Source organism: Gordonia sp. NPDC003424 (genome assembly GCF_053588655.1).
On record NZ_JBSFQJ010000005.1, the window covers coordinates 231,077 to 257,328 of the forward strand.

Annotated in this window: 25 protein-coding genes; 8 read left to right on the forward strand and 17 right to left on the reverse strand. The window is 65.5% G+C overall.

The window, feature by feature from the left end:
- Window positions 1-109 precede the first annotated feature (109 nt).
- From ACWDTI_RS10155 to ACWDTI_RS10180, 6 genes are all read right to left on the reverse strand, one after another.
- A complete protein-coding gene (locus ACWDTI_RS10155; protein WP_449737942.1) occupies window positions 110-991 on the reverse strand; it encodes an HpcH/HpaI aldolase/citrate lyase family protein in 882 nt (293 codons plus the stop codon).
- Entirely contained in the window at window positions 988-1,443 is a 456-nt protein-coding gene (locus tag ACWDTI_RS10160) for a MaoC family dehydratase (protein ID WP_449737943.1), read from the reverse strand. Before ACWDTI_RS10160 ends, ACWDTI_RS10155 begins: the two co-directional genes overlap by 4 nt.
- A gap of 101 nt (window positions 1,444-1,544) precedes the next feature.
- A complete protein-coding gene (locus ACWDTI_RS10165) occupies window positions 1,545-2,780 on the reverse strand; it encodes an alpha/beta hydrolase (RefSeq protein ID WP_449737944.1) in 1,236 nt (411 codons plus the stop codon).
- Window positions 2,777-3,085: a hypothetical protein gene (locus ACWDTI_RS10170; RefSeq protein ID WP_449737945.1), complete on the reverse strand. Its 309-nt coding sequence runs from the start codon at window positions 3,083-3,085 to the stop codon at window positions 2,777-2,779. Before ACWDTI_RS10170 ends, ACWDTI_RS10165 begins: the two co-directional genes overlap by 4 nt.
- The gene (locus ACWDTI_RS10175) at window positions 3,082-3,741 is read right to left on the reverse strand and encodes a VOC family protein (protein WP_449737946.1); all 660 of its coding nucleotides are present in this window, start codon (window positions 3,739-3,741) and stop codon (window positions 3,082-3,084) included. The genes ACWDTI_RS10170 and ACWDTI_RS10175 overlap by 4 nt, the downstream gene beginning before the upstream one ends.
- A 32-nt stretch (window positions 3,742-3,773) precedes the next feature.
- The gene (locus ACWDTI_RS10180; RefSeq protein ID WP_449737947.1) at window positions 3,774-4,532 is read right to left on the reverse strand and encodes a maleate cis-trans isomerase family protein; all 759 of its coding nucleotides are present in this window, start codon (window positions 4,530-4,532) and stop codon (window positions 3,774-3,776) included.
- A 303-nt stretch (window positions 4,533-4,835) separates the two neighbouring features.
- On the opposite strand from ACWDTI_RS10180, the gene ACWDTI_RS10185 reads away from it, so the two are divergent.
- The 6 genes from ACWDTI_RS10185 to ACWDTI_RS10210 are packed head-to-tail and all read left to right on the forward strand — an operon-like array spanning window position 4,836 to window position 13,686.
- The gene (locus ACWDTI_RS10185; RefSeq protein ID WP_449737948.1) at window positions 4,836-6,938 is read left to right on the forward strand and encodes a hydantoinase/oxoprolinase family protein; all 2,103 of its coding nucleotides are present in this window, start codon (window positions 4,836-4,838) and stop codon (window positions 6,936-6,938) included.
- Window positions 6,939-6,951: 13 nt separating this feature from the next.
- Complete coding sequence (locus tag ACWDTI_RS10190; protein WP_449737949.1) at window positions 6,952-9,264, forward strand: hydantoinase B/oxoprolinase family protein; 2,313 nt, start codon at window positions 6,952-6,954, stop codon at window positions 9,262-9,264.
- A 39-nt stretch (window positions 9,265-9,303) separates the two neighbouring features.
- Entirely contained in the window at window positions 9,304-10,968 is a 1,665-nt protein-coding gene (locus tag ACWDTI_RS10195) for a (2,3-dihydroxybenzoyl)adenylate synthase (RefSeq protein ID WP_449737950.1), read from the forward strand.
- On the forward strand, window positions 10,965-12,497 hold the full coding sequence (locus ACWDTI_RS10200) for an FAD-dependent monooxygenase (RefSeq protein ID WP_449737951.1): 1,533 nt from the start codon (window positions 10,965-10,967) through the stop codon (window positions 12,495-12,497). The genes ACWDTI_RS10195 and ACWDTI_RS10200 overlap by 4 nt, the downstream gene beginning before the upstream one ends.
- 17 nt (window positions 12,498-12,514) lie before the next feature.
- The gene (locus ACWDTI_RS10205) at window positions 12,515-13,228 is read left to right on the forward strand and encodes a TetR/AcrR family transcriptional regulator (RefSeq protein ID WP_449737952.1); all 714 of its coding nucleotides are present in this window, start codon (window positions 12,515-12,517) and stop codon (window positions 13,226-13,228) included.
- Window positions 13,229-13,269: 41 nt separating this feature from the next.
- Entirely contained in the window at window positions 13,270-13,686 is a 417-nt protein-coding gene (locus tag ACWDTI_RS10210) for an acyl-CoA thioesterase (protein ID WP_449737953.1), read from the forward strand.
- 832 nt (window positions 13,687-14,518) lie between these two features.
- Here ACWDTI_RS10210 and ACWDTI_RS10215 read toward each other — a convergent pair.
- The 6 genes from ACWDTI_RS10215 to ACWDTI_RS10240 all read right to left on the reverse strand — a co-directional run bounded on the left by ACWDTI_RS10215 (window position 14,519) and on the right by ACWDTI_RS10240 (window position 18,694).
- Complete coding sequence (locus tag ACWDTI_RS10215) at window positions 14,519-15,721, reverse strand: CaiB/BaiF CoA transferase family protein (protein ID WP_449737954.1); 1,203 nt, start codon at window positions 15,719-15,721, stop codon at window positions 14,519-14,521.
- Window positions 15,715-16,395: an LLM class flavin-dependent oxidoreductase gene (locus ACWDTI_RS10220; RefSeq protein ID WP_449737955.1), complete on the reverse strand. Its 681-nt coding sequence runs from the start codon at window positions 16,393-16,395 to the stop codon at window positions 15,715-15,717. Before ACWDTI_RS10220 ends, ACWDTI_RS10215 begins: the two co-directional genes overlap by 7 nt.
- Window positions 16,335-16,853 (reverse strand): LLM class flavin-dependent oxidoreductase, encoded by a 519-nt coding sequence (locus tag ACWDTI_RS10225; protein WP_449737956.1) that lies wholly within the window; start codon window positions 16,851-16,853, stop codon window positions 16,335-16,337. Before ACWDTI_RS10225 ends, ACWDTI_RS10220 begins: the two co-directional genes overlap by 61 nt.
- Window positions 16,854-16,878: 25 nt before the next feature.
- Window positions 16,879-17,301: a GlcG/HbpS family heme-binding protein gene (locus tag ACWDTI_RS10230; RefSeq protein ID WP_449737957.1), complete on the reverse strand. Its 423-nt coding sequence runs from the start codon at window positions 17,299-17,301 to the stop codon at window positions 16,879-16,881.
- A 17-nt stretch (window positions 17,302-17,318) separates the two neighbouring features.
- Entirely contained in the window at window positions 17,319-18,089 is a 771-nt protein-coding gene (locus tag ACWDTI_RS10235) for an SDR family NAD(P)-dependent oxidoreductase (RefSeq protein WP_449737958.1), read from the reverse strand.
- Between the two features lie 68 nt (window positions 18,090-18,157).
- Window positions 18,158-18,694 (reverse strand): flavin reductase family protein, encoded by a 537-nt coding sequence (locus ACWDTI_RS10240; RefSeq protein WP_449738050.1) that lies wholly within the window; start codon window positions 18,692-18,694, stop codon window positions 18,158-18,160.
- 243 nt (window positions 18,695-18,937) lie between these two features.
- On the opposite strand from ACWDTI_RS10240, the gene ACWDTI_RS10245 reads away from it, so the two are divergent.
- Both ACWDTI_RS10245 and ACWDTI_RS10250 read left to right on the forward strand, forming a co-directional pair.
- Window positions 18,938-19,846, forward strand: a complete 909-nt coding sequence (locus tag ACWDTI_RS10245; protein ID WP_449737959.1) for a hydroxymethylglutaryl-CoA lyase — start codon at window positions 18,938-18,940, stop codon at window positions 19,844-19,846.
- A 125-nt stretch (window positions 19,847-19,971) separates the two neighbouring features.
- On the forward strand, window positions 19,972-20,973 hold the full coding sequence (locus tag ACWDTI_RS10250; RefSeq protein ID WP_449737960.1) for an AraC family transcriptional regulator: 1,002 nt from the start codon (window positions 19,972-19,974) through the stop codon (window positions 20,971-20,973).
- Between the two features lie 548 nt (window positions 20,974-21,521).
- On the opposite strand, the gene ACWDTI_RS10255 is transcribed toward ACWDTI_RS10250, so the two are convergent.
- From ACWDTI_RS10255 to ACWDTI_RS10275, 5 genes are read right to left on the reverse strand one after another with little or no spacing between them, the layout of a single operon-like run.
- The gene (locus tag ACWDTI_RS10255; RefSeq protein WP_449737961.1) at window positions 21,522-22,172 is read right to left on the reverse strand and encodes a TetR/AcrR family transcriptional regulator; all 651 of its coding nucleotides are present in this window, start codon (window positions 22,170-22,172) and stop codon (window positions 21,522-21,524) included.
- 56 nt (window positions 22,173-22,228) lie between these two features.
- On the reverse strand, window positions 22,229-23,473 hold the full coding sequence (locus ACWDTI_RS10260; protein ID WP_449737962.1) for an NAD(P)/FAD-dependent oxidoreductase: 1,245 nt from the start codon (window positions 23,471-23,473) through the stop codon (window positions 22,229-22,231).
- Window positions 23,474-23,498: 25 nt separating this feature from the next.
- Complete coding sequence (locus tag ACWDTI_RS10265) at window positions 23,499-23,693, reverse strand: ferredoxin (protein ID WP_449737963.1); 195 nt, start codon at window positions 23,691-23,693, stop codon at window positions 23,499-23,501.
- A gap of 35 nt (window positions 23,694-23,728) precedes the next feature.
- Window positions 23,729-25,042: a phytoene desaturase family protein gene (locus ACWDTI_RS10270; RefSeq protein ID WP_449737964.1), complete on the reverse strand. Its 1,314-nt coding sequence runs from the start codon at window positions 25,040-25,042 to the stop codon at window positions 23,729-23,731.
- 45 nt (window positions 25,043-25,087) lie between these two features.
- A complete protein-coding gene (locus tag ACWDTI_RS10275) occupies window positions 25,088-26,251 on the reverse strand; it encodes an acyl-CoA dehydrogenase family protein (protein ID WP_449737965.1) in 1,164 nt (387 codons plus the stop codon).
- Window position 26,252: the final 1 nt, after the last annotated feature.

The window sequence follows — 26,252 nt, forward strand, 5'->3', positions numbered from 1 at the left end:
GACGGCCCGATCGGATCTCGCCAGGGCTTCCTTCCCAGGCCGCCACCTCGATCTCAGGTTGCATCCTGGGCACGAGGTAGCAGCCTGTGAACGAACGACGGTGACGAAGTCAGTACGAAGCGCCCGCCAGCGCCAGCACCCGCTGGGCCTGTTTCAGATGTGGGAGGTCGAGCATTCTTCCGTCCAACGCAACGGTTCCCACGTCGGCAGAGAATGCCTCGACGACCCTCAGCGCGTACTCGACCTCATCCGATGTCGGCGTGAACGCGGCATTGATGGTGTCCACCTGCCCCGGGTGGATCGCGATGCGCCCGCTGAAACCCTCGGCCCGCGCCCGACGCGAGGACTCTGCCAGACCCACGTCGTCGCGGATGTCGACGTACAGCGTCTCCACCGCTTCGACATTCGCGGCGCGCGCACCCATCAGCATCAGCGAACGGACCAGCTGATAGGTGTTGGCCCACCGACCATCCTCCCCGAGGTTCGTCGACGCCCCCAGGGCCGCACTCAGATCTTCGGCACCCCAGGTCAGCCCATACAGGCGTGAGATCGAGGCGTCGGCAAACTCACCCAGGTGGAACGGGGCAGCAGCAGTTTCGGTGGCCACGGGGAGCAGCCGGATCGAGCCCGCCTCGACGTCGTGGGCCGACTCCAGCGCTTCCAGATAGTGGTGCACCCGCAGCACATCGGCCGGCCCGTCGATCTTGGGGATCATGACACCCGCCAGGCCCGCGACGGTGACCGCCGCGAGGTCGGCCAACGCATGTTCGGTATCGATCGGGTTGATCCGCACCCACAGTTGCGGCCCGGCGGCGCCGCCGTATGCGCCGATGAACTCCGAAACCATCTGCCGAGCAACCGGTTTACGGGAGGAGCTGACCGCGTCTTCGAGGTCGAGGATGACCGCATCGGCCGTCGAGTCGGCGACCTTGGACAGCTTCTTCTCGCTGTCGCCGGGCACGAACAGGAACGACCGGATCGGCGCGCTCATTCCTGCGGCTTCTTCCGCTGCAGGCCACTGCGTTTGCACGAGGCGACCAGTTCGTCGTGCTGGTTGTAGGCCTGGTGCAGGAAGGTCACGATCCCCTGGTCGGGCCGAGACTTGGAGTCCCGCAACTCGATCACCTCGGTGACGACGTGGATGGTGTCGCCGTGGAACAACGGCTTCGGGAACCGGACCTCGTCCCAGCCGAGGTTGGCGACCGCGGTCCCGAGCGTGGTGTCGCCGACCGAGATGCCGACCATGAGCCCCAAGGTGAAGGCACTGTTGACGATGCGCTGACCGAAGGGTGTGCCCTTCATGTACTCCTCGTCGAGATGCAGGAGCGCGGGGTTGTGCGTCATCGCGGTGAACAGCACGTTGTCCGTCTCGGTCACCGTCCTGCGGATCGGATGCTCGAACCTCTGCCCCACCGACAACTCGTCGAACCACACGCCAGCCACGACCGTACCTCCTACAGACGACAATGCGCTAATGGTACGACCAAATATACGATGGGGTCAATGGCGGCCAACCAGGCAGCGGCCCGCGTGCGGCTACCCCATCACGAGAAGCGCTCGGCCAGCCACGGTCCGATGTGGGCGGCGGCGAGTTCCGCGCCGGTCGGCTCACCGGGCGCGATGGGACCACCGAAATGCGTGCCGGCGACCCGGACATGGTGTTTGTCGCGCGCGCCGAAGGCGTCCACCATCGCGCAGGCATCGGCGGGGAAACACGCCGCATCACCGGTCAGCTCGACGAAGAGCGTCGGCGTCACGACACCCGTTGCGCAGCGCAGGAAGTCGGCGTTGCTGGTGTTCGCCGACCAGGTGGACAGCCACGCATCCGGAGTGGACAACCGACCGAACCCGACGAGGCCGTAATCGGTGAGATCGGGCCGGCGGCCGAACAGGGAGCCGTACGGACGGTCGTTGGGATCCAGGCTCGGGTCGACGAACCGAAGATCGGCATCGGTTCGGTAGACGGTGATGATCCGCGGAGCCAGCGCGGCGCGGCGATCCCTGACGTCGTTGCCCGCCGTGAACCGGGCGCGCGCAGCGTTCGACTGCTCGGCCAGTTCCCGCGCCTGATCGTCGATCCGACGGATCCGCGCAGCCTGCGCCGCACGATAGCGCTCCACGAATTCTGATGCGTACGAGGAACTCTCCGGCGGCTCCGCGAACCCGTTCGCCGGCTCGAACGCGCTGAGCGCAGGGTCGAGCGACAGCGGATCGTGTTCGTCGGTCACCGACGGGTCGATCAGCCGCTCGAGCAACCTGCCCTGTCCGGGATGTGGCGCCATGAAGACCGCGCCATCCGGGTATGGCATGTCGGCGGCGTCGAGCTTCGACGGTCGCCCGGCCGGCGTCCGGAGTATCCGGTCCGACGGCGCCAGCGCCGATTGCTGGTGATAGAACGCGAACAACGTCCCGCCACCGGAATGGCCCAGGGTCACCACGTTGTCGAAACCGCTGTCGCGCAGGAAGACCTGCCCGGCGGCGACGTCGAGCAGCGCCTGCTCGTGGATCAGCGCGATGTCCTGATTGACCGACCGCGCACCCTGGGTCCACACCGCGAAACCGAATCGGAGTAGCTCCGGCACCAGGACGTGATGCGTCAGATCCTGACGCGGGTGCATCAGCGTGACGACGGTCCGGGCTCCCGGCGTCCGGCGCAGCACACCGGAGATCTGGGCGCCGTCGGACGTCGTCAGTTGATGCACGGATGTCGTCACCGCGTCCGGTTCGGCTGCGGCGTCGATGTAGCGTCCCGCGCCGAGCCGGTCCGACTCCCCGCTCATCCCGCGTCGACCCATTCGGCGTCCGGCTGGGTGTGGTCGGTCGCCACCCCTCCACCGCCCACGCTGGCCTCGACCCGCAGAGCATCCTTGTCCCACTGCGTGATCGACGACGACATCAGTCCGGCAACGCTGGAGTACCACACCGCGTGACGGCACCCGGTGGCCCGGCGGTCGATGACGATGTCCACGTTCGACGTGAGCCGGAAGTACGGGCCGAGCCGGTCGACGGTCACCGTCTCGGCTTCGTCGGCGACCGTCACGATCGGCGTGTTCTCCGGGACGTCGAGGATGAAGACGGTGGTCATCGGGCCGCTCCTTCGCCGGCGGCGAGCGCGTCGCGCACGTCTTGCCATTGGGCGGCGCGCTCGACGATCAGTTCGGCCTTGCGCGCCAACAACATTCCCATGTCGTGCCCAGGCTGTGCGGCGACGTCGAGGAGAGCGTCGATCGTGATGTTTGCATCCAGATCCTCCTGCGGGGTCACCGGCCGCAGAGCGCGAGTCACCTCGATCATGTAGCCGTTGGGGTCATGGGTGTAGATCGACTCGATGGTCTCGTGTTGGATCTGCATCTCGACGGGCCACTCGCTGGCATCGAGGCGTCGACGATACTCCATCAACTCCTCCTCGTTGTCGACGTGGATCGCAAGGTGTCGCGAGCGGATGAACCACTCCGGCGTGCCCTCGGGAAAGGTCGAGTAGGAGTCGCCGACCGGGAAACCCTCGGGCCTGGCGAAGTCGAAGTAGTAGAAGAACGCGAGACGGTCGTCGTTGCCGATGTCGAAGAAGAAGTGGATGAAATCCGGGTGCTTCTCCTTGCCCCAGCCGGCGGCACAGATCGAGTGGACGACGGGAAAACCCATCACGTCGCGGTAGAAGCGAACGGTGCCGACGGGATCGAAGGTGGGATAGGCGACGTGGTCGACGCCGCGGGCGATGTGCTCGTTCTGGATGTCGGACATTGCGGAACTCCTTGATCTGCAGAGGAAATGGGTCAGTCGACGGCCTCGGCAAGGACCCCGCCGCGCAGCAGGCTGCCGGCGCCGGGGATGGTCACCGGAAGATCGAGACCGCGCAGGATGCTGTAGGCGCCGGCCGTCGCAGCGGACAGGACAGGAAGGCCGAACTCGTCTTCGGCAGGCTGGACCAGCTCGAGCGAGGGCATCTGGACACAACACGAGATCACGAGCGCATCGGCATCGGCGAGGCGGAGCGAACGAGCCGCCTGCATGACCCGGTCGCCCGCGATACAGCCGACCTCGGTGTTGTCCTGGACTTCGAGGGCACGCCAGTCGATCACCTCGAAGCCCTCGTTCGCGAGATAGTCGACGACGGTCTGCGCCAACGGCTTCATGTACGGCATGACGAGGGCGACCTTCTTGGCGCCGAGTGCGGTGAGCGCCTCCACCAGCGCGCCGGCACTCGAGCGGACCTTCGCCTCGGCGCCGCCCATGGCCAGTTGCTCGGCGATGAGCCCCTCCACCCGCGCGTGCTCCCGGAGGCCACCGGCCATGACGGCGACCAGGCAGGCGTAGAGGATCACCTCCGGGTCGGCGTCGGCCAACTCGATGATCGCGCGCTCCCGTTGGGCGTTCATCGCAGCGAGTCCCTCCGGCGAGACATGTTGCATGCGCAGACGACTCGAGTGGAACGAGAACTCGGCGTCCGGGTGCCGGCGCAGTAGCGCCGGCAGCTCCGTTTCGACGGTGACGTTTGAACTGGGGACAGCGAGGCCGAGGCGGTGGATGCTCATCGGGCTCCTTTCGAATGACGGGAGAGTCTCGGAACCGAGTGTGACGCCGAGTAGCCAAACTCGACATTCGAGACGATTATTCAACGTCCATGTCGAATCGTCAACATACCCCCATGGCGGCGACTGACGCGGAGCCGCAAACCGCAAGCAGCAAGAGGGTGTTGACATAATTAGACGGCATGTTGAATACTCAACGTCGACGTCAACGTGTGATGCCGGTCTCGATTCACGCAAGAGACGACTGGCTGCACTGACAAAATCCCTGCAATCGGCAGGACCCTCTCAACGAAGGAGCAACCGCTCATGTCCTATGTGATCGGCGTCGACGTCGGCGGCACATTCACCGATGCCGTACTCGACGACAACGCGGGCAACATCGTGGCCGCGAAGTCCCCGTCCACGCCACCGGACTACTCGGTCGGGGTCATGAACGTGCTCGAATTGCTTGCCGAGCAGGTGGGGCAAAGCCTCGAGGAGATGCTCGCCGACACCCACCACATCGCGCACGGCACCACGTCGTCGCTCAACGCGCTGGTGACGGGCAACGTCCCGCCGGTCGGCTTCCTGACCACCGCCGGCCACCGCGACTCGATCTACATCATGAACGTCGAGGGCCGCTACCTCGGCCGCTCCCCCGACCAGTTGCAGAACGTCCAGGGCCAGGAGAAGGACCACGCACTCCTGCCCAAGAAGCGCGCGCTCGAAGTGATCGAGCGCATCGACCGCGACGGCAATATCGTTGTCGCACTTGATGAGAGCGCCACCCGCGATGCCATCCGTCAGCTGGTCGACCAGGATGTCGAGGCGATAGCCGTCTCGCTGCTCTGGTCGTTCCGCAATCCCGTCCACGAACGTCGCGTCCGCGAATTGGTCCACGAGATCGACCCCGACATGTTCGTCGCCCTGTCCAGTGAGGTCAGCCCGCGAATCCGCGAATTCTCCCGCAGCGCGACCACCATCATGAGCGCCCAGATCGGCCCCGGCCTGCGCGACTATCTGGGCGAACTCGAGGGCCGGCTGCGCGAGCACAAGCTCGCCGGCCCTTTGCTGGTGATGCAGAGCAACGGCGGCGCCGTGGCCGCGGCCGAGGCGCCCAGGACCGCCATCAGCACCGTCGGCTCGGTCCTGACCGGCGGCGTGATCGGCTCCCTGTCGCTGTCCAAACAACTCGGCCATCGCAACGTCATCGCCACCGACGTCGGCGGCACCACGTTCCTGGCCGGCCTGATCGTCGACGGCGAGCCGGTGCGCTCGACCACCACGATCATCAATCACCACCCGATCAACGTTCCGACCCTCGAGGTGCACGCGATCGGTTCCGGCGGCGGTGCCATCGCCTGGATCGACAACGGCGGCAACCTGCAGATCGGTCCGCACAGCGCTCAGTCGGTGCCCGGACCGGCCTGCTACGGCCAGGGCGGCGCCGAGCCGACCAACGCCGACGCCAACCTGGTGCTCGGCATCCTTCCCGAGGGGGGCCTGCTCGGCGGTAAGAAGGCGCTCGACAAGGAACTCGCCCGCCAGGCCATCCGCACCCGCATCGCCGAGCCGCTCGGGCTCAGTGTCGAGGAGGCGGCCGCCGCGATCTATGCCGTACAGAATTCGCAGACCGGCGACCTGCTGCGCAAGACCGTCGTCGAGGCGGGCCACGACCCGCGCGACTTCATCGTCTACGCCTTCGGCGGTTCCGGTCCGGCCCACTGTGCACGGTATGCGGCAGCGGTCGGCGTCGACCAGGTCGTCGTACCGCTGGGCCAGGTGGCCTCGGCGTTCTCCGCCTACGGTCTAGCGTCGTCGGACGTCGTGCTGGCCGTCGAACTGTCCGACCCCGCCGCCATCCCGCTCGATCCGAAGCAGGCCGAGCGCAACTTCATGCAGTTGGAACACCAGGCGCTCGAGGCCATCGGCCGCCAGGGACTGACGTTCGCCGAGGTCACCATCGAGCGCGAGGTCGACATGCGCTTCACTGCGCAGCTGGCCGAGATCGCGGTGCCCATCCCCAACGGGCACCTCGACGAGCCGACGCTGGGCGGCGCGGCCGACTGGTTCGACCGTCGCTACGCCGAGCTGTACGGCGAGGGCACGGGCTTCCGCGGTGCCGGCATCCAGGCCATCACGTATCGAGTGCGGGTGACCGGCGTGCTGCCGTTCTCCCCCGAGCTGCCTCCACTGGATCACGCGGAGAGCCCGGATCCCTCCGCGGCGAAGACGGGCACCCGCCCGGTGTGCCTCGACGGCCGCCTCGGCTTCGTCGACACTGACATCTACGACTACCGCGAACTGCGCGCCGGTCATGTCATCGCAGGCCCGGCGATCATCGAGGTCCCCACCACGACGGTCGTCGTCCCTCACGACACCACCGGCACCATCGACGCCCTCGGCAATCTGACCATCCTCCCGAGCTAGGAGCACCCATCCCATGGCCATGTACATCCCCGGATCGGAAGCGTTCGTCAGTCGCCCGATCGACCCCGAGGCCTTCCGGTCCGAACTCCCCGATTCGCTCGCCGTGCACACCGTGGGCGACGACCAGATCGACGCGCTCGATCCGCTGACCTACGAGGTGGTCCGCCACCGGCTGTGGTCGGTCACCGACGAGATGGGCGAGACCCTCAAGCGTATGTCGGGTTCTCCGATCGTCACCGACGCGAACGACTTCGACTTCGCCATCGGCGACGAACTGGGCCAAGAAGTTCAGGTCGGTCTCTACAACACGATGCTCGCCGGCGCCGTCGACCTCGCCATCTACTGGACGCTGGCGAACCGAGAGGTCCGCGAGGGCGACATGTTCCTGTGCAACGACCCGTGGGTGGGCGGCGGCCTGCACCAGAACGACGTCATCGTCTTCCAGCCGATCTTCGTTGCCGGCGAGCTGTTCGCCTGGACCAGCGCGGTCTGCCACGAGCCCGACCTGGGCGGCGTGGGCCTGGGTTCGTTCTCGCCGGCGGCTGAGGACGTCTTCTCCGAGTCGGTACCGACGCCACCGATCCGCATCGTGCGTGACTTCGAACTGCAGGACGACGTCGCCGACGTCTGGGTCCGCCGATCGCGTGTCCCCCTGCTGGTCGGACTGGACCTGCGCGCCAAGGTCGGCGCAAACACCATCGGCCGCAACCGATTGCAGGCCGTCGTCGATCAGTACGGCGCCGACACCGTCAAGGCCGTCATGAAGCGGATGATGAACGACGCCGAATCGCGTGTCCGGGACAAGCTCCGCAAGGCTCCCGACGGCACGTGGAGCGCCACCGGCTACCAGGACCAGTCGCACGAAGGCGACCGCGGCGTGCACAAGATCTGTCTCACGATGACCAAGACCGACGGCCACCTGACCTTCGACTTCACCGGCACCGATCCGCAGGCCGGCGTCATCAACTGCACCTACGCCGGCATGCGCGGCGGCGCCATGCTCGCCATGCTCCCGATCCTCGCAAAGGACATCCCCTGGTCGGCGGGCGGGATCATGCGGTGCTTCGACATCATCTCCGAGGAGGGCACGATCAACAACGCGACCTTCCCGGCGGCGGTGGCTCGCGGTCCGATCGGCCCGGCCTGGCTGACCGGTTCGCTGATCGGCGAATGCCTGTCGCAGATGCTCGACCGGACCGTGGAGCTCGGCGACTCGGTGCAGGCGGCGTCGTGCGGCACGCACGACACCGCGGTGCTCGCCGGACTCGACGAGCGCGGCGACGCGCAGAATCCGTTCATCAACATCGTCATGGACGTCATGGCGGCGGGCTATGGCGCCCGGCCCAACGCCGACGGCATGGACACCGGCGGGCTCAACTGCATTCCGATGGGCCGCATCCCGGACGTCGAGATGACCGAGTACCTGTACCCCCTGATGACACTGTGGCGCAGGGAGGAGCCCGACACCGGCGGCCCAGGCCGTCAGCGCGGCGGCGTGAGCGGCTCCAGCGCGATGATTCCTTATGGCACAAGCGTTCCCATGGGCCTGGTGGTCGCCTCCTCGGGCAAGGGCGTCGCACAGAACAACGGTCTGTCCGGCGGCTACCCGGGCAACACCGCACTCGGCGTCGTCGTGCGCGGGACGTCGGCCAAGGAGGCGTTCGCGGCCGGACGCATCCCGACGCATCTGGAGGATCTCGGCGGCGACACCGAGATCCGCGCCTGCTACGAGTCGTCGTTCCTGACCCCCGACGACGTCTTCTACATGAACTGGCAGGGCGGTGGCGGCTACGGCGATCCGTTGCTGCGCGATCCGTCGGACGTGGTCCGCGACTACCACGCCGGCAAGGTCACCGCGGCGGGCGCCCGCGAGCAGTACGGCGTCGTCATCAGCGGTGACAACGTCGACGAGGCGGCCACCGCCACGGCTCGCGCCCAGATCCGCGAGGCGCGACACGCGGCGGCCGGCGACCTCCCCGAGTCGGGTCCGAAGGTCGACCTCTCGAAGGCCGCGCGGCTGGACGACAACCTCGTCGAGGTCGCCACGGGTGACGGCATCACCATCGGCTGCCGCCATTGCGGGCGCCACCTCGGTGACGACCGCGACCAACTGCTCGCCCTGGCCAAACTCGACGCACCGGCCGCCGCCGCGGGTCCGCAGGTCACGTCGGCGCCGGAGAACTACGTCGACGACGACATCGTCTTCCGCCAGATGTTCTGCCCCGGCTGCTGGACCGCGGTGTACTCGGGTCTGGTTCCGGCCAGCCATCCCGATCACGCCCTCGATATCGGCCGACTGCTGCCCGCCAGTGGCGCACACCGCTGACCGGTCGTGGCCGACGACCGACGAGACAAGGATATTGGTGTGACGCAGGACTTTTGGGGCGACCGCCGGGTGTTGCCGCAAGAAGAGTTGCGTGCTCGCTATCGTGCCGCCGGCGAGTGGAGCGAGGACCCGCTCACCCGCCGGCTGCACGAGAGTGCGCAGCGCTTCGCCGATCGGCCCGCCGTGATCACGGCGTCGACCGAGTACTCCTATGAGGAACTCGATCGGCGTACCGATCGGATCGCTGCCGGGCTGGCCCGGTTGGGTCTTCGGCCGCGGGATCCGGTGATCTTCCAGGTGACCAACCGCGCCGAGACGGTCTTGGCCTGGTACGGCTGCCTCAAGGCGGGTCTGATCCCGGTGGCAACCCTCGCCGCGCACCGCATGCACGAGATCGGGCACATCAGCCGTGCGGTCGGCGCACGAGCGCATGTGGTGGAGGCGAACACGAAGTTCGATCTAGTCGCCTTCGCCGGTGAGGTGCGCGAGAAGTGCCCGACGATGGAGATCACCCTCACGGTCGGTGAGGAGTCGGCCGCCGACGGTCGATACCGCATCGAGGATCTGGGCGCAGACATCGATCCGGCGCAGGCGCGCCGACTCGTCGAGGACATCGAGAGCGGGATCGATCCACTGGACGTCGCGGTGTTCCAGCTGTCGGGCGGCACCACCGGAGTGCCCAAGGTGATCCCGCGACTGCACGCCGAGTACTGGGACAACGCCCGGCTCTATGCCGAGCGGCTGGGCTGGACATCGGAAGACAAAGTCGCGCACCTGATTCCGCTCACCCACAACGCGGGCGTGTCGTGCGCACTGCACGCCGCCCATGCCGTCGGTGCGGCGCTGGTGCTGGCCGACCCGGCTCCGATTCCCGCATTCGAGCTGATGGCGCGGGTCGGGGCCACCGTCGCCCTGTTCGGGCACGGGCACTACCAGGCGCTCATGCTCGACGAGTTCGCACCGGCGCGCGAGTCGTTGCGCAGGTCGGTGCTGTCCGGGGCCAAAGTGCCCGAGGCCCTCTTCCAGCGGGTCGACGACGACGTCCGCTGGGCAGGGCAGATGTTCGGCATGGGTGAGGGCATGTTCCTGGCGTCCCCACTGGACTCGCCGCGGCTCGCCCGGCTGACGACCGTCGGCACGCCCATCGCGCAGACCGACGAGTACCGGATCCTCGATCCGCAGTCGGAAACCGAACTGCCCGACGGCATGGTCGGAGAGCTCGCCTGTCGCGGGCCTTACACCATCAGCGGCTACTTCGACGCACCCGAGCACAACGCCCGCGCCTTCACCTCCGATGGCTTCTACCGCACCGGCGACCTCGCGGCGGTGCAGGTCATCGATGGCGGCCGATATGTGTCGATCGAGGGCCGGATGAAGGACGTGATCAACCGCGGCGGGGAGAAGGTCAACGCCGAAGAGGTGGAGAAGCTGCTGCTGAGCCATCCGAGCGTGGCCGACGTCGCCGTCGTCGGTATGCCCGATCCACGGCTGGGCGAGAAGACCTGCGCATACCTCGTCGCGGCGGACGGCCGCGAGTTGTCGATGGCCGAGGTGCAGCAGTACTTCGACGCGCTGGGTGTCGCGAAATTCAAATGGCCGGAACGGCTGGTGTGGGTGTCCGAGCTGCCCCGGACCAACGTCGGCAAGGTCAACAAGGTGACGTTGCGGGCGGATATCAACGAGAAGATCGGAACCAACAGATGAAACTCGACTCCATCGCGGTTATCGGCGGCGGTCCGGGCGGACTGTACGCCGCGCGACTGCTCAAGCGCAGCCATCCGGACGCCGAGGTCACGGTCTACGAGCAAGGCGAGCCGGACAAGACGTTCGGCTTCGGTGTCGGGCTGGCGTCACGGACCCAGCGCAATCTGAACGACGCCGACCCTGACTCGCTGGCCGAGATCATCGCCGTCGCCCATCCGCACGACATGTCGATGCGCGTCGGCGACGACGAGGCGCGGCTGGCCCACGGCGCGCTGCTCGGTGTGGGCCGGGCAACGCTGCTGGCTGTGCTGCAGCGACACGCCGAAGCCGCAGGATGCAAGCTCATCTACGGCGACCGGCGCACGGACGCCGACGTCGAGGCGGACCTCATCGTCGCCGCCGACGGTATCAACAGTGCGGTCCGGACTCGCCACGCCGACGAACTCGGGGTGCGGATCGAGACCGGGAAGGGGCTGTACCTCTGGTGCGGCACCGATTTCGCGCTCCCGGCCGCGGTCTTCACGCCGGTCACCACCGAGCACGGCACCTTCGTCGCGCATGCCTACCCATACGCCGCCGACCGCAGCACCTTCCTGATCGAGACCGACGACGAGACGTGGCGCAACGCCGGCTTCGACGTCAGCACCGAACAGACCGGCCCGGCCGACAGCGACGAGACCTCGCTGCGTTACCTCTCCGCGGCATTCGCGAAAGAGCTCGACGGCCACCAGCTGATCGGTAATCGTACCCGCTGGATGCGTTTTCGCACCATCTCGTGCGACCGCTGGTACACGGGCAACGTGGCGCTCCTCGGCGACGCGGTGCACACCGCGCACTACTCGATCGGTTCCGGCACCAAGCTGGCGATGGAGGACGCGATCGCGCTCGACGACGCGCTCAACGAGTGCGGCACCCTCCCAGAGGCGTTGGCGCAGTATGAAACCCGGCGACGGCCCGACGCCGAGTACCTGCAGGGCATTGCCGCACGCAGCATGGGGTGGTGGGAGTCGTTCGACACCCGGATGGCACTCCCGGTGGATCAGCTGATGATCAACTACATGACGCGCGCCGGAAAGGTGTCCCTTGCGCGCTTCGCGGACTCCGCTCCGGACGTGGCGCGTCGTGGGCTGGCCGACTACGCCGGCGTCGACGTCGAGCAGGTTCCGGGTTCGGCGGACGTGGTCGAGTGGGTGCTCAGCCGGCCGCTGACCCGCAATGGGCACAGGTTTGCCGACCGTCGTGTCGACGCCGAGCTTGCCGCCGATCTTGCCGCGGCGACGGTCGACGTCGACGTCGAGCTGGAGTGGGCCGAGGATGCTGATCGCGTGATCGGCGATCTCGCCGATGCGGAAACCACCTGGCTACGTGGGAACTCCGACCGGGATTCGGTGCTCACCCGATTGGCGCTGGCAGGCCGACTCTGCGACACCGGTTCCGGGCTGGTCGTCGTCGAGGTCCCGGAGAGTGCGTCCGAGGATGCTGCGGCCGCACTGGCCGCCGGCCGCGTGGACCTGGTTCATCTGACCTGAGGGCCTACGCTTCTGCTATGACCGACGCACGGGAAGTCACCGCTGGGCGCTCGACTGCGCGGCGTGAACTGGTCGAACGGCAGATTCTTGATCAGGCGTTCGCGCTCTTCGCCTCGAAGGGTTATGCCCGGACGACGCTGCAGGACATCGCGGCGGCGACCGGGCTGACCCGACCGGCGCTCTATCACTACATCTCGAACAAGGACGAGCTCATCGAGAAGCTCATCGCCGAGATCGCCGGGCATTCGGCGGAAGTGCTGCACAGGATCAACGCCGATTCCGCGGACCCGCCCGACGTCCGGCTGCGGGCGATGTGTCGTGCGATGGCCGAACAGACCATGTCCGGCCCCGACCGGTTCCGGTTGTTGATCTCCTCGGAGAACGACCTGCCGCCGGCCGTCGTCGACTCCTACCGCGAGCGTCGTCGCGCCGTGCTGCGCGAGTTGATCGAGGTGATCGACGAAGGCCAGGTTGCGCGGATCTTCCGCCCCTGCGACTCGCGCGTCGCAGCACTCGGCATCATCGGCATGCTCAACTGGATCGCCTGGTGGTATCACCCCGGCGACCGCGACGACGAGGACCGCATCGCCGCTCAACTCGCCGACATGGCGATACGCACGGTGATCGACCCGGATCCGGCCGCCGAGCCGACCGGTGGCCCGCTGCGCATCATCGAATCGGTCAGAGAGCAACTCGCCGAACTCGAGCAGGCGTTATCTGATGACCTGTGAACGCCTTTCCCTACTGACGACACTGCAGGAGACGGGCCCGAATGGTCACCGACTCTCCCGACGACCGCCGCGATGACCTGCCCCACCACATAGAACGGGTCCGCGTCGAGTATGCGGACTCGGACATGGGCGGCTACGCGCACGCGTCCAACGCTCTTCTCTGGGCCGAGCGCGCCGAACACGCCCTGCTCCGAACCCTGGGCCTCGAGCCGACCTTTCCGCGTCGTCGAGTCGAGATCGACTACCCCGCGCCTGCGGCCCACGGCGACGCCATCGACGTCTGGATCGACATCTCCGCTGCGGGAACCACCTCGGTCACTTTCACCTGGGCAGGCGTGTGCGGTCGCACCACGTGCTTTGCCGGACGAACGGTGGCGGTCATGGCCGTCAACGGTGAGCCGGCATCGGTAGCGTCCGCGCTTTCGGAGTTCTTCGGCGAGAAGCAACGGCGCACGTGACCGGCTGTGTGACACACACCCTTGGCCTCACCCTCCCGGAGGTCAAGGGCGCGCAAGACGATCCGGACTTCTCACGTCGAGGATGGTCGCCGATCTCATCGACCGAACCCGAGAACGGATCGCCGACGAACGTCAGCTCCTGGCCCGGATGCAGCCGACTATCTGGAGCACGACTACGAATCATGCAGGTGCTCAAGGAGATTCCCATGAGGCCACATGGGTGTTCTCACCGCTCTCACCCGAGGATGCCGGCCACACAGTCGCGGCCACGGCCGCCACGGTTCTTGCATCGGGCCCATCCCCGAGCCGAGCGCGCCTCATTCCCCCAAACGCGTTCGGTCCCAAGCGCATGGCCTCATGCCTCGGCATCTCGGGCCAGGGCTCCAGGGACTACCAGCGATGTGCGCCGATGGTGCAGTTCAGCGTCCGGTGCCCCACCAGATCCCCGACGACCCGCCATGGGCGATGGTGGCGCGTCCCGGTCCACACAGGTTCCGAGCACCAGCAATCGGGTCGGCCGCTCGGTGTAGAGGACTTCCGCCCGCACCGCGGTCCCACCGTCTCGCAGACGACCGATTGACCGCGCAACGTCAAGGACTTCCGCAAGTTCCAGGTCGGTCCCTGTCCGCAATGATTGAGATTCAAGCCATGCAACTCGCACCCATGTCTCGGTGAGATCGGTCAGTGGCGACGCCGAGATCGACGCTATTCGGAGGATTCCGGCCAGGTACGGTTGGAGTGCTGAGTGCGCCATCAGTGAGAGCCGGCCCGATCTGTCGTCGTGGACATCAATGTCGTTGACTCCATTGACAGTTATCAACATGACAGCTCCTCAGACAATGCCTGCCTCGTGTAGCTCCGCAATGTCCTGGTCGGTCAGACCCAGATCGGCAAGTACTTCGTTGGTGTGCTCGCCCAATTCCGCTCCGGACCAGCGGATTCGTCCCGGAGTTTCGGAGAGCTTCGGGAATACGTTCTGCATGGCGACATCGCCGAGTTCGGGATGGGGCACTCGTGCGATGGCTTCTCGTGCTTGAAAGTGTTTGTCGTCCAGCATATCTGCGGCTCGATAGATCCTTCCCGCCGGCACCCCCGCTGCGTCCAGGTCTGCCAGCAGCGCCTCAGCGTTGAGCGTGGCTGTCCACTCGCCGATGAGCGCGTCGAGTTCGCCCTGGTTGCTGCCGCGTGCGTTGTGGTCACGATAGCGTTCGTCGTCGGCGAGTTCGGGACGGCTCATGAGCTTGGCAAGACGCCGAAACACGGTGTCTTGGTTGGCCGCGATGAGGATGTCAGCGCCGTCGGCCGTCGGGTACACGTTGCTGGGAGCGACATTGGGAAGGACCGCACCGGTTCGTTCACGCTGATACCCAACGCTATCCCACTCGCTGACGAGCGACTCGGTCATGGCGAGCACTGCCTCATAGATGGCCGAGTCCACGACTTGTCCGCGCCCGGTGTGTTCACGGGCCCGCAGAGCTGCCAATGCGCCCAGTGCGGCATAGACCGCGGCGAGGGAGTCTCCGATGCTGATGCCCGTACGTGAGGGCGGGCGATCGGGATCGCCGGTGATGTAGCGTAAACCTCCCATCGCCTCCCCGATCGCGCCGTATCCCGCGCGCGAGGAGTACGGCCCAGTCTGGCCAAAACCGGTGACACGCACGATGATCAGCCGCGGATTGATCTGCCAGAGCGACTCCGGAGAGAGTCCCCACCGTTCGAGCGTACCGGGGCGGAAGTTCTCGAGCAGCACGTCGGCACCATCCAGAAGTCGACGGACAATGTTCTGTCCCTCAGCGGTTCTCAGGTCCACGGTGACCGATTTCTTGTTGCGCGCGACAATGGGCCACCAGAGCGACTTGCCACCGGATTTCGCGCGACCCCATTCCCGTAGCGGATCGCCGACGTTCGGGGGTTCGATCTTGATCACCTCGGCACCGAAGTCGCCGAGCAGTTGACCGCAGAAAGGTCCGGCAAGTAGTTGGCCCATCTCGACGACGCGGATGCCGTCGAGCGCGGCGCGGGTCGATGTCAGCATCGGAGTCCGGCCTCGACGAGCAGTGGCATGACCTTCTCGCCGAACTGGGCGAGTTCTCGCTCGTAGTCGAGGAATCCGACGATCACGCCGTCCATGCCGGTGGCCGATAGCGCGCCCAGTTCGTCGACGACCTGTTCGGGGGTTCCGATGATCGGGTAGCCGCCGTAGCCGAGGATGAATCGTTCTTGGAATTGGCGCAATTGCGACGCATACGACTCGCTCTGCATCCCGAGGATCGACATCAGGTTGTTGGCGCCTTCCCTGTCGCCGGCGTCGATGATCGCTTCCTTGACCTCGTTTGCCTCAGCTTCGGTGTCGCGACAGATGACGAACGCGTAGGTCATCAACCCGATCTGGCGGTGATACTCCGTTCGCGCGAGCTCTCGGACGGTTGTCGCATAGGAGGATGCGTTCTCAAGGGTGTCGACAGTCGCGAAGTTGAAGTCAACGTGCTTGGCCGAGAACGCCATTCCGGCCGGCGAATTGCCCGCGTTGACGAGGACCGGACCTGGCCGCTGCACGGGCTTGGGTTGAGCCTGCGCCTCCCGGACCGTGAAGTACTCTCCCTCGAAGTCGAAGGCGTCGGGCTCGGTCCACAGATGTTTGACGACGCTCATCCATTCATCGCCGAAGGCGTAGCGGTCGTCGTGCTGTCGTTGGCTGCCGCCGAACATCTCCATTCCGGGACGAACCAGCCCATCACTGCGTTGAGTCCGAACCTTCCGCCGGAGATGTGGTCGATGGTCGCTGCCATTTTGGCAGCGACGACGGGGTGAACGGTCGGAACGTGAGTCGTCGCGAAGATCATGATGTTCTCCGTGGCTTCGGCGAGACCGGCGGCCCAGGTGTAGGTTTCCAGGCATTCACCGTTGAAGTCGATGGCGCCGCCGAAGCCTCGCCACCGCGCTACCGGAACGGTGAGTTCGAAGCCGAGCCGGTCAGCTGCCAGCGTGATCGCGGTGTTCTGCTCCCACGTCGGACGGAATGTGGTCTCCGCCTCGGTCATCGTGAGACCGTTGCTGACGTTCGTGCCGAACAAACCGAGCTTCAGTTTCTGCTGGTTGTAGAGGGGGACGTGCTGGGCGCGGTACTCGGCGACCTCATCGTTGCGAGTGTCGTTGGTCAGTGTCATGTCAGATTTCCAATCGTTGAAGAGGTTACAGCCCAAGGGCTTTGATCGCCGCTTCGGCCACGGTCATGTCGTCGGTGTAGTGACCACCGCTGATGCCCAGTGCGCCGACAAGGTCGCCGTCGATGTGGATCGGGTAGCCGCCCCCGAAGGTCACCAGCCTCGGGACGGTGGGGATGCCGGCGGCCAGCGGCGGATCACTCTTGATGAACTCATGCCACTGATCGGTGGAGATGCCGAAAGACGAAGCGGTCCAGGCTTTGTCCTGAGCGAGCTGAAGGCTGAGCAAGGGAGCGCCATCCATGCGGAGAAATCCCTGGAGATTGCCCGCGGTGTCGGTCACCGCGATCGACATGGGCTTTCCGTGTTCAGATGCGGCGGCCACCGCCGCCTGGATCAGCTCGGTGACTGCCTGCGCGGTCAGCGATTGATGGGTGATGGTATTCGACATCGATTTACTCCTCGTGGTCAGACGAGCGACCAGCCGCCGTCGGCGGTGATCACGGAACCGGTCATGAAGGTGGACTCGTCGCTGGCGAGATACAGTGCGAGGCTGACGATTTCCTCGGGCCGGCCGAGCCGTCCCAGGACGGCGCCGTCGGCGAACTCTTGCATGACGGACTCTACGGCGGGCTTGCCCGGAAGCGTGCCGATGAAGTTTCGTGGCATCGGGGTGTCGATGACTCCCGGGCAGATGGCGTTGACGCGAATGTCGAGGTTCGCGAGATCGACTGCGGCGCACTTCGTGAACATGGCGACCCCCGCTTTCGCGGCACCGTACGCCGACATGTTGGCGAACACGGTCAGACCACCGACCGAGGACACATTGATGATCGAGGCACCCCGGTTCGCCATCAGTGGTGCCAGAGCTTTGGTGAGGAGGAAGACGCTCTTCAGGTTGACGCACTGAACGTGGTCCCACTGCTCCTCGGTGGTTTCTGTGAGCGGGCTGCCGAGAATGATCCCATGGTTCGCATAGAGGACATCCAACGCTCCGAACGCGTCCGCGACCGCGTCACGGAGTGCGTCGACGCCGTCGCTGTCGGCGAGGTCTGACGCGACGAAAGTGACATCAAGCCCTTTGTCGCGCAATGATTTCTGGAGGTCGGCGCCGACGGCGACGTCGAGATCGGTCGCGATGACGCGCGCTCCCTCCTCCGCGAAGGTCTGGCAGGCCACCTGCCCCTGACCTCCATTTGCCCCGGTGATGAGGACCCTCTTCTCGTGCAGACGTGACATGGTTGTTCCTTTGCGTTGTGGGTGCTTGTTACTGTCGTGCTCTTGCCGGTCGGGAATTGCTCAGGGAATCAAGGGGATACGTCATTGAGAAGTCGGGCGTAGCTGCCACGATGGAAGATCAGCGGGTCGTCGTCGGAACCCACCGCGCCCATTGCCGACACGTGAGCGACGACAATCTGGTGGTCACCGCCGGGGTGGATCTGTGCGACCGCGCAGTCGAACCACGCGACAGCGGCGGCCAGTACGGGCGAACCAGAGGGCGCCGGATTCCATTGAACCTCGTTGAACTTGTCGATGCCCGACGTTGCGAACTGTGAGCTCAACGCCTGGGCCGTGGCACCGAGAACGTTGACGCAGAACCGCTCGCCGGGAGCGATCCGCGGCCATGTGGTGGATGTGTTCGACGGGCAGATGGTGATCAGCGGCGGCTCGAGCGAGAGCGCCGAGAACGACTGGCAGGTGAACCCTGCCGGACCCTGCTCCGTGATCGCTGACACCACGGTGAGGCCAGTGGCGAATCGGCTCAGCACGTCGCGGAACTCTCTGGGCCGCTGCGGGTTATGGGTTTGGAGTACTGGAGAACGAACTTCGACATTGTGGGTCATTGTCACTCCTTCTGTGGAATGCCGGGTCGGCTCGGACTGAGGTGGAGCCGTGTCCTCGTCGGTGCACACCAGTCTGTGTCGGTGGTCATAACTGAGCTATCCGTCACACGCACATCGCTTATCCCGATCGCGAATGATCCCAATGCCATTGGGACCCGACTCTCGACTGCATCCGAGAGCGCGTGATTACCTGACGGCAGTTGGCGCGCAGCTGAGCGTGCACGTAATCGAAAGGTGCCCAACGTGAACGACGTGTCAGTAGTGGAGGTGTCACCGCGAGACGGACTGCAGAACGAGGACGTCCACCTCTCGGTGGCCGAACGGGTGGACCTCATCACACGGCTTGTCGAGGCGGGAGCCTCTCGCATCGAGGCGGTGTCATTCGCGCACCCGCGTCTCGTGCCGGCGATGGCCGGAGCAGAAGCTGTCATGGCCGCCGTACCTCGTCGACCGGGCGTGTCGTATGCGGGCCTGGTGCTAAACCGCCGGGGACTTGAGCGTGCAATGGACTGCGGCATCGACGAGGTCAACGTCGTCGTGTGCGCCAGCGACTTGTTCAGCCGCCGTAATCAGAACGTCAGCGCGGAGGACGCCATGGCGGCCGCACAGGATGTTGTCGCCCGCGCCCGAACCGCAGGTCTCTTCACGACGGTCACCATCGCCACGGCGTTTGGCTGTGTGCTCGAGGGAGAGATTCACCGCGAGCGTGTTGCGTCGCTCGCCGCGGCCGCCGCGGATGTGCACACGGACGAACTGTGCTTGGCCGACAGCGTCGGCGTTGGTGTACCCGACCAGGTACTAGATCTCGTGTCCGCCGTGGCGCCTCTGTGGTCCCCGGACCGACTCCGGTTCCATTTCCACAACACGCGCAACACCGGATATGCGAATGCTGTCGCCGCGTTGGACGCCGGAATCCGAACCCTGGATGCGAGCGCGGGTGGCATCGGCGGCTGCCCGTTCGCGCCGAATGCCACGGGCAACATCGCCACCGAGGACCTGCTGTACCTACTGGACCGCAGCGGTTACCGCACTGGCTGGGATGCGGAAGCGCTACCGGACATCGCCGACTTTCTCGCCACTCACCTGGCCCACCCCGTTCCGAGCCTGATGCCCAAGGCGGGAGGTTTCCCACACCTCAGCCGTCAAGGCTGAGACTGTCCAGAAAGCGAACGAAAAGCGTGCCGGACCTCCGCCGCCATGGACATGGCAGCCGGTGAATGCCCATGATGGGGGTGAATCACCATGTGACTGCAGTCACAGGCGCGCGAGGATGGGCGATGAGCACAAAGACAAGTGAGACGATTCGAGCACGACTCCCCCTGCTCGAAGCAACTGACCTCGAGGATGCTCGCGCCCACATCGAGAACGTCTACATCCCGCACCAGCTCGTCACCCACGACGGACCCCAACTCGGGTTCAAGATGGCCCACTTCGAGACCTCCCGGATCACATTCGGGCACGTCACCTACGGCGCCGACAGCGAGTTAGTCTGCCCGGCAATGGAATCCTGCTACCACGTCAATCTGACCCTGACCGGCAACACTCAGATCCGGCAGGGCGGTCGGGCCGCGATCACGAGTGGTCGCTCATCCGGCGGAGCATTCAATCCTGACGATGCGTATCAGGTCCGATGGAGTCCGGACGCGATCCAGTACTGTCTCAAGCTGCCAGATCGCTCGCTCAACGAGCAGCTCACAGCCATCCTCGGACAACCATGCGGCCGGCTGCGCTTCGACCTCACCTTCGATCTTCTCGGCGAGCAAGGTCGGAGCCTGCTGGCCGCCGTCACACACCCGCGCAACCAGTACGCGAGTATCGATGCGGCCGGCAGCGTGGCCGCCCGCACCGCGCTGAGTCAGCTCGAGTCGTACGTGCTGACCCAGATGCTGCTCACCACGCGCCACAACTTCAGTGATGTACTGCACGCAGAGCAGCCCGGCTCAGGCCGAAACTATGTCCGACAAGCCGCTCAACTGCTGGAAGGCCGGGCGGCAGAGCCCTGGACCGTCGTGGACCTGGCCCGTGAGGTCCACATCGGTGCTCGCGCGCTTCAGGTCGGGTTCCGGAAGGAACTGGGTGTCAGCCCGATGGAGTACCTGCGCGAAGTTCGCTTGCGGCGAGTGCGGGACGATCTGCTCAGCAACACCGACGAACACGTCAGCGACATCGCGACACGATGGGGCTTCTACCACCTCGGGCGCTTCTCTCAGCTCTACCGCGAGCGATTCGGCACGCTGCCGTCGCAGACAATGCAACTCACTGGGCACCGGCGCAAGTAGGCAGGCCTCCGTACCACCGCCACCGGACATGGATCGACCCGAACAATGGCACGCGTGTGAGGTCCGCACCGCAGAATCCCGCGCCCCTGCTGGTCTCCCACGTCCACGGCGAGCCTTGCGACCGGATCAGAGGTCTGCGGACGCGGAGGTACTCGCGCAAGTGGGGCGACGAATAGTCGACGATCCGCAAGCGATGGGGAGTCTGGCGCTGCGCGTCGCGGTGTCTGCACGTAGATGTTCCACCGTGCACCAACCAGCAATCGGCGCCGCGGTGGCTCGACGCGCGCGAAGGCGATGCGTGAGGAACTACTCAGCCAGCGTGCAGTCGTCCGGCATCGAATGGCGTCGCGGTGTCGCTGTTCCAGTACTTTCAGGCGGTCAGTGCGCTGACCCGACGGTGACGTTCCGGACACCGGAACGTCGGGCACAACCCGAGGTTCCGACCGACAAGGCGTCCTCCTGCGGTGGGCTCTCCGTGTGATGGCTCCACATCAGACCTTTGATCCTGCGCGGTTGCTGCGACTGACTGGCCGCGAATGAGTGTTTGGTCACCGCGGGGAGGCCCCGGTCAGCGCATCACGGACAAAGCTCTGGGCGTTCTTGACGACCTTTTCCACGCTCCCTCGTCGGGGATTCCACCATTCTGCGGCCCAGTTCAGTGATCCGAGGACGAGCATCTGCGTGATGTAGAGGTCGAGATCTTGACGGATGGTTCCATCGTCGTAAGCGTTGCGGATCAACTGTCGCCACACCCGTCCGTATTTGGCCTCTTCGGCCACTTGGCGTTTGCGGATGTGATCGGGGACCTGACCCGAGTTGCGGATCGATGCCGTCGTGTAGGCGGAGATCTCCAGTTCGTGGCGCAGGTGTGCTTCCACGGCGACGAGGATGCGTTCGAGCGAGTCTGTGCCGTCCGGGAGTTCGTCGAGGATGGCAACCACATGTTCGCGCATGTCGGCGATGCCCACCCACATGACCTCCTCGATGAGGTTCTCGCGGGAGTCGAAGTAGTAGTAGATCGCGGGCGCCTGTACCTCGGCAACCTCGGCGACATCGGTCAACCGCATGCCCGCGTAGCCTTTGCGGCTCAACACCACGGCCGCGGCATCGAGGATGCGGGCCCGTGTACGCGCGGACTTCGCTGCTGGTCCGTCGCTGGAGTTCGCGGCGGCCCGAGATTTGGTCTTCTGTGACGCCATGGCCGGATTCTAATTCATCCTCAACACACTGTGCGGTGGGCGCGCTTGCACGGTGGTCATCGGCCGGCGGCGGTCAGGGTCTGAGATTTGGCCTTGCGGGTCTCGGCGAAAGCGAGCGCCTCGGTCCACGAGGCACTCTTCTTGATCATCACTCGGTACTTCATGATCACCGACTGGCCGTTGACCGTGAGCGCGCCGATGAGCCGATCGCCGCGTCGATAGAGCGCTACCCATGCCGTGTCGCCAGTCGGATCTCCATCAACCAGCAGAACCTCGTCGGCGTCGGGCGATCCGACGAACTGGATGCGGACGTCGTACCAGTCCGACCAGAAGTACGGCACCGTGCCATAGGGGGTGGCGTTATCCGGGTCCAGTGCGTTGCGTGCCGCGGCGGCACCTTGTTCGGCGGCCGCGGTCCAGTTCTCCATGCGCTGACGTTCTCCGAGCACCGGATTGAACCAGTTGGCGACATCTCCGGCGGCATAGACGCCAGGCACACCGGTCCAGAGTGTCTCGTCGCAGACGATGCCGTTGTCCAACGGGACACCCGAGTCGGCGAGCCAGTCGGTGGCGGGGGTGACCCCGACCCCCACCACGACCAGATCTGCCTCGATGACGCTCCCGTCGGCCAGCACGACACGTTCGACCCGACCGTCCCCAGCGATCTCCGATACTCCGACGCCACAACGCAATTCGGTGCCGTTGAGTTCGTGCAGGGACGCGATCGCCTGACCCATCTCGTCTCCCGCTGCCCGGACCAAGGGGGTGGGGAGTGCTTCGACGACGGTCACTTCCACGCCGCGTTTCTGCGCGCCGGAGGCAACTTCGGATCCGATGAACCCGGCTCCGATCACAACGGTTCGCGCACCGCCGGTCAGCGCGGTGCGCACCGCTATCGCGTCGTCGAGGGTTCGCAGCATGTGCACCCCGGCGAGGTTCTCGGTTCCGGGGAGTACTCGGGGTGTGGAGCCGGTGGCGATCACCAGTGCGTCATAGTCGATCCGTCGATCACCTACGATCACCTTCCGGGCAACCGTATCCAAACCCGTTGCCGCCGAGCCCAAGACTAGATCCACGGCGAGATCGTCGCGTAACTTCTGCTCATCGCGGAAGAATGGTGCGGGCAGATCCTCTGAACCCGGCTCGAGGAACGCCTTGGACAGCGGCGGCCGATCGTAGGGTAGGTGCCCTTCGGCACCGATCAGAGTGATCGAGCCGGCGAATCCAGCCTTCCGTGCCGCTTCGACCGCGCGGAGACCGGCGAGCGAGGCGCCGACGACGACGAGTTTCTCGATGGCCATGGGTTTCTCGATTCCTCTCGGTCTGTCAGTCGCGGATGAGGCGGAGGGCTTCGGTGGGGCAGCCGGCAACGGCTTCCTCGACCGACTGGACTTCGTCGGGATCGACATCCTCTTTGAGTAGCACCAGTTCTCCGTCGTCGTTGACCTCGAACAACTCGGGTGCGAGCGACTCGCAGATACCGAGTCCGGTGCACTTGGCGAAATCGACGATCACCTTCATGATGAGAGCTCCTCAGGTGTGGTGGTAGTGGTGAATCACGATGATGGGCGGGGGTATTCGCGGGTGATCTCGCTGACGACGAGTTCGGCGGTCTCCGCGCAGGCGGTGGTCCCGCCGTTGGCATACTCTTTGACCGCGTCGCCGACGTTCCACAGACCCGCGATGTCAGTGGTGTGCGGGAGGTCAAAACCGGCGACCGCACGCTGCGGTGGCCATCCGTCGCGGGTGATGGTGGTGGACAGGATGCGGGCCCGGCCGTCGAATCCGGGGATCGTGTCGCGCAGGTCGGCAAGCAGCAGTTCGGTTTCGGCGGTTTCGTCGAAGTCGCCCGTGGCCGGCTCGGGTACCGAGGTGCCGACGTAGAGGTGCCAACCGTCCGGCGCCATCTCCGGGCACGTGTCGGTGAAGTTCGCGACATACGCGATGCGACGACTCTTGGCAAAGCTGAGCATGCCGGGTGCCTCGATCAGGCGCTCCTGGCTGGCGAAGTTCACGGAGATCATGGCGCACGGGCGGTTGCGTTGTTCGACGAGGCTGACGTACGCGGCCGGGAAGGCCTCGCGCCCGGCGAGGTCGAGCGTTGCGTACGGTCCGATGTCGCTCACCACGACGGGCGCGGTCACCGCCGTTCCGGCTCCGTCCCGGACGACAGTCACGCCGGTGACCGCTCCGTCCTGGGTGGTGATACCGGTGATTTCGGCCGACAGCCACAGATCTCCGCCGTGGGCGACGAAGGCTTCGGCGAGGTCGTTCCAGAGACCGATGGTGCCCCCGGGGTGGAAGCCGAAACGCTTGAAAGCGCTCTTGCGGGTGAAGTAGGTCAGAAATACTCGGGCCGGGAGTTCTTCGGACCCCACGGCGAACACCGATGCGCACATGTTGCGGAAGATGCCGTGTACGCCTTCGTTTTTCGTGTATTTGCGGACCCAGTCGGCAGTCGACAGTTCGTCTTCGGGAAGGCCGGAGTCATTGCGTGCGGCGCCGATACCCTTGACGAGTTTGGCGCCCTGACGGGTCAGTTTGCCCAGCAGCATGCCCCAACCGCCACCGGTGACGTCGACATCTTTACCGCCGATGCGGTACAGGATAGGGGGCGAGGGTTCGCGGATCTCGAACTTGGCGCCGACCTCTTCGCAGGTTTGCTGGGTGATCCCGCCGACCTCGATGACGATGGCGCCGTCGTTGACCTTGAACCCGTCGATCTCGGTGGTTGAGGCCCGCCCGCCGACCTTGTCGAGGCGCTCGACGACCAGGGTGCGGTAGCCGCTCTTGGCCAATCGCGCGGCGGTGAACAGTCCGCCGGCACCGGCGCCGATCACGATGGCGTCGTAGTCAGGGTTGCTGGTCATGAAAATCCTCCAAATATCAAGGGAATTGACACCTCCCAATGGGAGTCAGTAGGAGCGGGGCAGGTCGAGGGAAGTCTGGGCGACGAAGTTGAGGACCATCTCCCGACTGACCGGCGCGGTACGCATGAGGCGGGTCACGAACCACAGATCCGATAGGCCGTACTCCTGGGCGAGTCCGTTACCGCCGTGTACTTGAATGGCCTGGTCGAGCGCCTTCAAGGCGGCTTCCGACGCGGCGAACTTCGCGATGTTGGCCGCTTCTCCGACACCCGGAGAGTCGTTGTCGGCCAGTTCCGCCGAGTGCCGGGTGGCCAGTCGCGATACCTCGACGTTGACGTGCGCCTCGGCCAATGGGTGTGATACTCCCTGGTGGGCTCCGATGGGTGTCGACCACACCTTCCGGTTTCGTGCGTAATCGCTGGCCTTTTCGATCGCGTACCGGCCGACACCGCCGCAGATCGCGCCGACCAGGATGCGCTCGGGATTGAGGCCGCTGAATACTTGCCGCAGTCCCTGTCCGGCCTCACCGACGAGTGCCTCGGGTCCGACGCGCACCTCGTCGAGGAACACCATGAACTGCTTGTCCGGGGACACGATCGAGGTGGGGATCTGTTGAATCGTCAAACCCGGCGCATCGGTTGGGATGACGAAGATCGACAACGCATTTCGGCCGTCGGTGGACTTCTCGGCGTCGCGGGTGATCAGCAGCACGGCATCGCATTGATCGATCGCGGAAATGTAGTACTTCTGTCCGGAGATGACCCAGCCGGCACCATCGCGCCGGGCGGTGGTCGTGATGTTGTGGCTGTTGGAACCGGCGTCGGGTTCGGTCAGCCCGAACGCCATCTTGCGGGTGCCGTCGGCGAGTCCGGGCAGCCAGTCCTGTTTCATCTCTTCGCCGGCGTGTGCGGCCAGGATGCTGCCACAGATCGCTGGGGAGATGACCCAGATGAGCATGGGCATGCCGTTTGCGGAGAGTTCCTCAACGACCACCACGGCCTCGGCCATACCACCTCCCCCGCCGCCGTACTCCTCGGGCAGGTGAACGCCGAGAAGACCGGCCTTGCCGAGTTCGGCCCAGAGCTCGTCGATGTGTCCACCGCTCCGGGCCCGTTCCAGAAAGTATTGCGGGCCGAAGTGTTTCGCGATCGCCCCGACGCTCTCACGGATGGCGCGGTGCTCGTCGGAGTCGTGAATGAGACCTGTCATG

Excerpts from the sequence above, each read along its gene's own strand:
- ACWDTI_RS10255 (WP_449737961.1), bottom strand. The coding sequence starts at position 22,172 with ATGGCGTCACAGAAGACCAAATCTCGGGCCGCCGCGAACTCCAGCGAC.
- ACWDTI_RS10185 (WP_449737948.1), top strand. The coding sequence starts at position 4,836 with ATGTCCTATGTGATCGGCGTCGACGTCGGCGGCACATTCACCGATGCC.
- ACWDTI_RS10235 (WP_449737958.1), bottom strand. The coding sequence starts at position 18,089 with ATGTCACGTCTGCACGAGAAGAGGGTCCTCATCACCGGGGCAAATGGA.
- ACWDTI_RS10215 (WP_449737954.1), bottom strand. The coding sequence starts at position 15,721 with ATGCTGACATCGACCCGCGCCGCGCTCGACGGCATCCGCGTCGTCGAG.
- ACWDTI_RS10155 (WP_449737942.1), bottom strand. The coding sequence starts at position 991 with ATGAGCGCGCCGATCCGGTCGTTCCTGTTCGTGCCCGGCGACAGCGAG.
- ACWDTI_RS10225 (WP_449737956.1), bottom strand. The coding sequence starts at position 16,853 with ATGACACTGACCAACGACACTCGCAACGATGAGGTCGCCGAGTACCGC.
- ACWDTI_RS10205 (WP_449737952.1), top strand. The coding sequence starts at position 12,515 with ATGACCGACGCACGGGAAGTCACCGCTGGGCGCTCGACTGCGCGGCGT.
- ACWDTI_RS10230 (WP_449737957.1), bottom strand. The coding sequence starts at position 17,301 with ATGTCGAATACCATCACCCATCAATCGCTGACCGCGCAGGCAGTCACC.
- ACWDTI_RS10275 (WP_449737965.1), bottom strand. The coding sequence starts at position 26,251 with ATGACAGGTCTCATTCACGACTCCGACGAGCACCGCGCCATCCGTGAG.
- ACWDTI_RS10165 (WP_449737944.1), bottom strand. The coding sequence starts at position 2,780 with ATGAGCGGGGAGTCGGACCGGCTCGGCGCGGGACGCTACATCGACGCC.
- ACWDTI_RS10190 (WP_449737949.1), top strand. The coding sequence starts at position 6,952 with ATGGCCATGTACATCCCCGGATCGGAAGCGTTCGTCAGTCGCCCGATC.
- ACWDTI_RS10170 (WP_449737945.1), bottom strand. The coding sequence starts at position 3,085 with ATGACCACCGTCTTCATCCTCGACGTCCCGGAGAACACGCCGATCGTG.
- ACWDTI_RS10260 (WP_449737962.1), bottom strand. The coding sequence starts at position 23,473 with ATGGCCATCGAGAAACTCGTCGTCGTCGGCGCCTCGCTCGCCGGTCTC.
- ACWDTI_RS10240 (WP_449738050.1), bottom strand. The coding sequence starts at position 18,694 with ATGACCCACAATGTCGAAGTTCGTTCTCCAGTACTCCAAACCCATAAC.
- ACWDTI_RS10200 (WP_449737951.1), top strand. The coding sequence starts at position 10,965 with ATGAAACTCGACTCCATCGCGGTTATCGGCGGCGGTCCGGGCGGACTG.
- ACWDTI_RS10220 (WP_449737955.1), bottom strand. The coding sequence starts at position 16,395 with ATGTTCGGCGGCAGCCAACGACAGCACGACGACCGCTACGCCTTCGGC.
- ACWDTI_RS10210 (WP_449737953.1), top strand. The coding sequence starts at position 13,270 with ATGGTCACCGACTCTCCCGACGACCGCCGCGATGACCTGCCCCACCAC.
- ACWDTI_RS10270 (WP_449737964.1), bottom strand. The coding sequence starts at position 25,042 with ATGACCAGCAACCCTGACTACGACGCCATCGTGATCGGCGCCGGTGCC.
- ACWDTI_RS10265 (WP_449737963.1), bottom strand. The coding sequence starts at position 23,693 with ATGAAGGTGATCGTCGATTTCGCCAAGTGCACCGGACTCGGTATCTGC.
- ACWDTI_RS10175 (WP_449737946.1), bottom strand. The coding sequence starts at position 3,741 with ATGTCCGACATCCAGAACGAGCACATCGCCCGCGGCGTCGACCACGTC.
- ACWDTI_RS10250 (WP_449737960.1), top strand. The coding sequence starts at position 19,972 with ATGAGCACAAAGACAAGTGAGACGATTCGAGCACGACTCCCCCTGCTC.
- ACWDTI_RS10180 (WP_449737947.1), bottom strand. The coding sequence starts at position 4,532 with ATGAGCATCCACCGCCTCGGCCTCGCTGTCCCCAGTTCAAACGTCACC.